Origin of the sequence: Streptomyces sp. UNOB3_S3 (genome assembly GCF_020740895.1) — a bacterium.
Lineage (GTDB): Bacteria > Actinomycetota > Actinomycetes > Streptomycetales > Streptomycetaceae > Streptomyces.
Genome location: NZ_JAILXP010000379.1, coordinates 1 through 6,643 on the forward strand (window position 1 = coordinate 1; position 6,643 = coordinate 6,643).

Annotated in this window: 8 protein-coding genes; 6 read left to right on the forward strand and 2 right to left on the reverse strand. The window is 71.1% G+C overall.

Annotated elements, in window-relative coordinates:
- The coding region (locus tag K6I33_RS29330; RefSeq protein ID WP_229357568.1) for a hypothetical protein at positions 1-197 on the reverse strand (197 nt) is incomplete at its 3' end.
- Positions 198-395: 198 nt separating this feature from the next.
- On the opposite strand from K6I33_RS29330, the gene K6I33_RS29335 reads away from it, so the two are divergent.
- The 6 genes from K6I33_RS29335 to K6I33_RS29360 all read left to right on the forward strand — a co-directional run bounded on the left by K6I33_RS29335 (position 396) and on the right by K6I33_RS29360 (position 5,559).
- Positions 396-755, forward strand: coding sequence for a hypothetical protein (locus K6I33_RS29335; protein WP_229357569.1), 360 nt, complete (start codon positions 396-398; stop codon positions 753-755).
- A 300-nt stretch (positions 756-1,055) separates the two neighbouring features.
- Positions 1,056-1,766, forward strand: coding sequence for a hypothetical protein (locus tag K6I33_RS29340; protein ID WP_229357570.1), 711 nt, complete (start codon positions 1,056-1,058; stop codon positions 1,764-1,766).
- 75 nt (positions 1,767-1,841) lie between these two features.
- Positions 1,842-2,462, forward strand: a complete 621-nt coding sequence (locus K6I33_RS29345; RefSeq protein ID WP_229357571.1) for a hypothetical protein — start codon at positions 1,842-1,844, stop codon at positions 2,460-2,462.
- 163 nt (positions 2,463-2,625) lie between these two features.
- On the forward strand, positions 2,626-3,615 hold the full coding sequence (locus K6I33_RS29350) for a tectonin domain-containing protein (protein WP_229357572.1): 990 nt from the start codon (positions 2,626-2,628) through the stop codon (positions 3,613-3,615).
- 172 nt (positions 3,616-3,787) lie between these two features.
- Positions 3,788-4,183, forward strand: coding sequence for a hypothetical protein (locus tag K6I33_RS29355; protein WP_229357573.1), 396 nt, complete (start codon positions 3,788-3,790; stop codon positions 4,181-4,183).
- Positions 4,184-4,245: 62 nt separating this feature from the next.
- Positions 4,246-5,559: a DUF1266 domain-containing protein gene (locus K6I33_RS29360; protein ID WP_229357574.1), complete on the forward strand. Its 1,314-nt coding sequence runs from the start codon at positions 4,246-4,248 to the stop codon at positions 5,557-5,559.
- Positions 5,560-5,631: 72 nt separating this feature from the next.
- Here K6I33_RS29360 and K6I33_RS29365 read toward each other — a convergent pair.
- The coding region (locus K6I33_RS29365) for a glycoside hydrolase family 25 protein (RefSeq protein WP_229357575.1) at positions 5,632-6,643 on the reverse strand (1,012 nt) is incomplete at its 5' end.

Consider the following 6,643-nt stretch of genomic DNA (forward strand, 5'->3'; position numbering starts at 1 on the left):
CGCTCTGAGGCTCGGCTGCGGTCGCCGCCCGACCGTGTCCAAAACTTTTCGGTCACATTGCGGGCCCCGGCCTGCTGAAAATGGAACCCGCTCCCGGTCCACGACCCCAAGCGCGTGAGCTGTGCGGGATGCACGGCGGCCATACCGCGCAGCGCGTCGGCGACCACGGTCTCGGGGACGTTGATGAGCATTTTCACGAGGGGCTCCTTCAGAGTGGTGGCCCCAGCGTACTGAGGCCGGTGCCCTGAGGAGCTTCGCCGGCGGAGCGTTGAGGGGATGAAGCCCGATGGTGGCGATTTTTCGACTTCCCTGAGTCGTGGGCCCGTACCAAGAATCGGCTCCGCGAACAGACAGCGTGCAGATGAGCCTGCGTCCCCTTCTCAGGAAGGATCTTCATGAAGACGAGCAAGTTCAGAGCACTGGCCCTCACCGCTTCCGCCGCGAGCCTTTGCGCCATCGGCCTGCTCGGGTCCACCCCGGCCGCCGCCGCCGGTGAACTCCAGGTCACCGTGCACACCAACTACGCGGACCGCATCCTGGTCTCGGGCATCAACCAGTACGGCACTTTCGTCTCCACCGATTGGATCGACACGCCCAACACCTGGACGCGTGTGTACAACTGGTGGTGGCAGTACAAATCCGACGTGACGATCGTCGCGGAGGGCCGGTACCACGGCCGGGACCTGCACCAGACCTCGTCCTGCAGGATCCAGGGCGGGGGCACGCCCAGGTTCGCCGACTGCTACGCGCTCTGAGGCTCGGCTGCGGTCGCCGCCCGACCGTGTCCAAAACTTTTCGGTCACATTGCGGGCCCCGGCCTGCTGAAAATGGAACCCGCTCCCGGTCCACGACCCCAAGCGCGTGAGCTGTGCGGCGCACAACCTCCTTGTTGCAAATGGTGATTGCCGTCACCGGCGGCCAGGGCTGGCCGATTCGCCCCCACAGGGGTCGACGCGTCACACGTGGCCTCCCTAGCTTGCTGATGGCCGGATCGCATCGTGAGGGTCCGGCAACGGAAGTGCACGGCAGTCACCTCAAGGGGGACCATGCGTAAGGTGAACGCACGTCGGTACGCCGTCGCGTCGGCGGCCCTCGGGCTCGCGGCCGGACTGTTCACGGCGGCGCCCGCGTCCGCGATGACAGCGGCGCCCTCGGCTCAGGGCTCGTCCGGGGACGTCGAGTTCTCCGTCTTCGACAACGGATCCGGAATTCCCCGGAACGCGTCGTTCCGGCTGGCCGACCTCGGCCGGCACGGGATTCCGGATTCCGCGGTGAAGCAGCTCGGCGCCGGGAAGGCGCCCCTTGCCGCCGGGACGGAGAGCGGGCCGTGGAGCACGGCGCTCAGCGGCCCCGACGACCTGGTGGGGCAGTGGAAGGACCGTGACGGCTGGACCGTCTATATGCGGCGGGGGTACTACGACCCCGTCAGGGACAGGGGCTTCGGGCTCACCAAGATAGAACAGAAGCACAACCTCACCATGAAGGCCGTCCGGGCCACCACGCAGTACCCGCGCCCGGGAGCCGCGGGGAAACAGAAGTTCGCCGGGTATCCGGACACCTGGAACTACTTCACCGACGTGCTGCACGTGAAGTGCAGCGGCTGGTGGATCTTCAGGACCTGCCGCGTCGACAAGGTCCAGGCCGTCCGTGCGGGAGTAGACTTCAGCGTCAAAATCCCGCAGCTGCCCAAGGGCGTCATCACCGCCTACTGCGAGGGCGTTCAGGGGCGTTGCCCCGACTGGGTCAAGAACGCCATCAACATCTGATCCGCCATCAACATCTGATCCGCCATCAACATCTGATCCACCTCTGATCCACCCCGCGCCAGGAGGGTCCTCCCGATGAGCCGACATCCGGTCCGGCCGTCCCGCACTCTGCCCGCGGCCGAGTGGTGGGCGCCGTTGCTCGTCGATCTGGGTGCCGTTCAGCGGGGGAGCGCCGGACTCGGCCTGTGCGTCCGGAACGTCGATCTCGCCTCCGGCCGCGCGCGGGTGACCGTGCAATGGCCCGGCGTTCCCGCCACCACCCTCCTGCCCGACCCCGAGGCCGGCCGCGACGCGCTGCTGCGGTCGATCGCCGCGGCCGGCCCCGCCCGGCTCGCCGACGACGAGCCGGCGGACTCCACGTCCCCACCGCTCGCCGCCCACGGCTGGCTGCTCGACGAACTCGGGCGGCGAAGCGACGCCTGGTACGCGTATCTCGCCGAACCGGTCGAGCTGCTCCGGGTGGAGACCGACGGCCACCGGACCACGGATGTCGCCGTGGGGCGCACCTCGCGCGGCGACGTGGTGGAGGTCCACGTCCCCCTGGCCGGGCTGGGGGACGACGGCATGGACGTCGGTCTCACCTACACCATCGTCGAGCGCGCCGTGACCGTCGCGGCACACGACCTCCGGCCGGCCGGCCCGGTGCGGGGCCTGCCCACTTTCTCCACCGGCCTTCCGGGTGAGGAGCCGGGCTAGCGCCGGTCGGGGCACAGATCGTCCTGCCGCCGCACTGTCCGCCGCGAGCCCGGCGCAGTAGGGTGCGGCCGCGTCCTCACCGGGTTCCGCATGTTCATCGGCTCACACACCTCCCTGTTACCGATCGCCATCAGTGGTCTCCGCACACAGGAAGGGCAGTTGTATGAGGAAGAGACGCAGACGCACGGTCCGTACGCTCCGGCTGGTCGTCCTCGCCGTGGTCGCGGCGCTGGCGGCGGCCCTCCCGGGGGTCGGGTCGGCCGCCGCCCGTACGGGGCCGGCGGCGCCGTCCGCCGTGTTCGGGTCGTCGATCGCGGCGGCGCGCAACGCCGACGGCCGGCTGGAGCTCTTCGGCACGAACCCCGGGGACGCGATCTACCACCGTGCCCAGGCCGTCATCGTGGGCGGCGTCTGGACGGGCTGGGAGCAGTTCGACGGGGCCCTGCGCGCCGTGGCGGCCGAGACGAACGCGGACGGGCGCGTCGAGCTGTTCGGTGTCAACGGCGCGGGGAACATCTATCACCGCTGGCAGACGTCGCCGGGCGCCGGGTGGTCCGGCTGGGAGCAGTTCGACGGGAATCTGACGTCGATCGCCGCGACCCGCAACGCCGACGGCCGCCTGGAGGTCTTCGGCTCGAACAGCGCCGGATACATCTACCACCGCTGGCAGACCGCGATCGGCGGTCCGTGGTCGGGCTGGGAGCAGATGGACGGCCTGCTGACCCAGGTCGCCGCCGAGACGAACGGCGACGGGCGGCTGGAGCTGTTCGGCGTCAACAGCGCCGGGAACGTCTTCCACCGCTGGCAGCTCGGGCGGCCCGGCGGCCCGTGGTCCGGGTGGGAGCAGTTCGACGGGAACCTCTCGTCGATCGCCGCGGCCCGTAACGCCGACGGCCGCCTGGAGGTCTTCGGGACGAACAGCGCCGGGAGCATCTATCACCGCGCCCAGACCCAGATCGGCGGCGGCAACGGCTGGACGGGCTGGGCCCAGATGGACGGCGGCCTCAGCCAGGTCGCCGCGGAGACGAACGCGGACGGGCGCGTCGAGCTGTTCGGGGTGAACGGGGCGGGGTACGTCTACCACCGCTGGCAGACCGCCATCGGCGGCCCCTGGTCGAACTGGGCCCAGTTCGACGGCATACTCCGGGGCTGAAACTCCGGGGCTGACAGGCCATCGGCTCATCGGCCAGAATCGTTCACCGCGCCGGGCTGCCTTCCGGGCAGCCCGGACCACGCGCCGCCCCCTTCCGCCGCCCGGCCGGGTTGACCCGGATCACAGTCGTCCCGGACGGGTGCGCGGGAACACCTCGTCATAATTCATGATCATGCACGCCAGCCTCACAGAACACGCTCGATGCCTCTACGACGGCGAACGCCAGGACGCGCCCGGGTGCGGCGGTGACCACCACGAGCAGTACTTCGTGGAGGAACTCACCTTCGCCGACGCGGACTCGATCGTCGCCATGCTCCGTGACCTCCCTCCCCACCTCGTCGAAGGACGCCTTCCAGTCTGGGTCCGGAACCTCGCCTACCGGCTGGCGATCCTTCAGCGCCCCGACGACCCCGTCCTGATGCGCGAGGCGGCCGACAGCCTCTATCTGCACGGCCCCGTCTGGGACGACGTGGCCGCCGACCTGCGGCGCCGGGCCGACGGCCTCGACGCGCAGGCCGCGCTCGTGTGGGCAGGGCCCGCGCCCGGGCCGGCCGGGGACCGCCGGTAACGTACGCGCGTGATCTTTGCGGTCGTCACCGGGGCGACGGGCACGGAGCGGAAGGAAACCCCATGCGGACGGCGTCCGGAGACGAGCGTCACGGCGACGCCCACGAAGAGGACCGCGAAGAGGCGCATGAGGAGGTCCACGAAGAGGATCACGAAGAGGTCTTCCCCTTCGTCCCCGCCCCCGAGGACGGCGCCCGCTGGACGGCCCCCACCGACGTCGAGCAGCAGCTGTACCGGCTGACCCGGACCGGCAACGCGTACGCGTACCTGCGCGTTCTCGCCATCGAGGGCGTCTACTACCCCGTGCGGCTCGACGAGGCGCGGGCGGCCGGCGAGGACGAGTTCCCCGTGCTGACCGTCCCGCTCGCCGACGGGCGCGTCGCGGCGCAGGTCTATACGGCCGGCCTGCTGCCGCGCACGCATCCGCACCTGGTCTACGAGTACGCGACGCTCGGGGCGCTCGCGGGGATCCTCCCCGCCGACGTGGACATCCTCGCGGTCAACGCCGCCACGCCCTGCGAGGAGTACTTCTCCACCGACGACGACGAACGGGAGACCTGGCTCGACCTCCACCACGACCTGTTCGAGCCGGACGGTCTCGGCGATCGCGTGGTGACCCGCCGTACGGGCGCCCCGCCGCCCGGCCCGCTGCTGCACGGCCTGGCCTGCGGCGCCCATCTGTGCTTCCAGAACGGCGACGCGTGGAACACCCCGCACTGGCACGGCTCGGGCTACCGGGGCGAGGTCGGGCGGATCGCCGCCGGCTGGTCCGTCCACGGGCGCGACGACTGGCGCGCGACACAGGAGCGGCTGCTGGAGGCCGAAGTGAGCCCCTGGCACTGGGACTTCGTCCTCGGCGCCCGGGTCGTGCTCGCGCCCGGCGGCCGGGGCGGGCAGGTCGACCCCCAGCGATGGCGCGCTCTCGTCGAGGCGGAGCTGCGGGCCCGCGCCCGGGAGAACGGGGTCCCCGCCGACGACCCGGAGTTCACCGAGATGATCGCGGACCTGCGCACCCTGGTGGGCGAGGTCCTGCGGTACGAGGCGCGGTTCCGCGCCGACGGGCTGCTGCCTCCCGACGGGTTCGTGCGCACGATCGCCGCCTGGGACATCGGCCGTGGCTCCTGCATGGCCCGCTGGGGCCGGGGCGCCCGGTACGCCACGGAGGCCGAGACGCTCGCGGCCCTCGAACGCGCCTCCAAGGCCGCGCGGGACGCGTACGGCTCGTGGGAGGAGTTCTCCGCCGGCTATGTGCTGGGCCGGTGCCTCCACTTCGACGAGGAGCGGTTCGGCTCCTGGTACACGGAGGTCCTGGAGGCGCATCGCGCCCTGGCCACCGACCCGGAGAGCCCGTGGCACACGGTGCCCTTCGCGGACTGACGGGATCAGTGAGGTGAACGGACGGCCGGGGGCGGCGCGGCGCGGCCGCCGCCCCGCGCCCGGCCGTCCCGGCTACGCGACCTGCCGCCCCACGAGATAGCCCGTCAGCGGAGCCGTGGTGCGGATCCGGACCTTGTCGACGTTGCGGTCGGTGGGCAGGTGGAGGACGAGTTTGTCCCCGGCGACGGTGACCGGGGCGGGCCCGGTCGGGCTTCCCCAGGCGCCGCCCTCCTGGTGGTAGGCGGTGGTGACCTGGGCGTCCCTGCCCTGGGCGGAGAGGATCAGCCAGATGGGGCCGTTACGGGCGCCGCCCGCCGGCGCGGCGAGGGAGCCGGCGGGTTCGACGGGCAGGTCGAAGTCGGCGTTCGCGGGGACGTCGAAGTAGGTGTACATGGTCTCCTCCGTGTAGCGGGCGGGAGGGGTGGGGGGCGTGCGCTGGAACGACAGGCTCCAGTCGCGGAGTTCCGCCGTGGAGCGCAGGGGGCAGTAGTCGCGGTCGACGCCGCCGGCCTCGCTGTACTGGTGGAAGAGCCAGGGGTCGCGGATGCCGGGCCGGCCGGCCGGTCGGCCGGCGGTGGCGATCCACAGGAAGTCGCCGCACGTGGAGGTCCGGTCGACGTTGAGCCAGTACTCGAGGTTGCAGTACATACCGACCGCGTGGTCCGGCATCTCCGCCTTCACGTACTCCAGCCAGGCGTCGCGGTAGGCGAGTTGGCGGGATTTGGGGACGTTCGCGTTGGCGTCGTCGTAGCCCTCCCAGTCCAGGACGATGATGTCGCCGGGGCGCCAGGCGGCCTGCCGGAGGAAGTAGCCGGCCTCCGCGCGGGGGTCGTTGGCCATGTGGGGGTAGTGGTAGGCGCCCCAGACGAGACCGTTCGCCTTGGCGTGGTCGCGCTGGGAGACCCATTTGGGGTTGATGTAGCCGAGCCCTTCGGTGATCTTGACGAAGACGAAGGAGAGCCCGCTGGTGTCGGGGGTCGAGGACTGGTACGAGGCCCAGTCCTGGCCGAGGATGCCCATTCGGAGCCCCTTTGCGGTGAGCCGAGTGCGCATGGCGGTGATGGTGGGGGATTCGCGCCCGGGC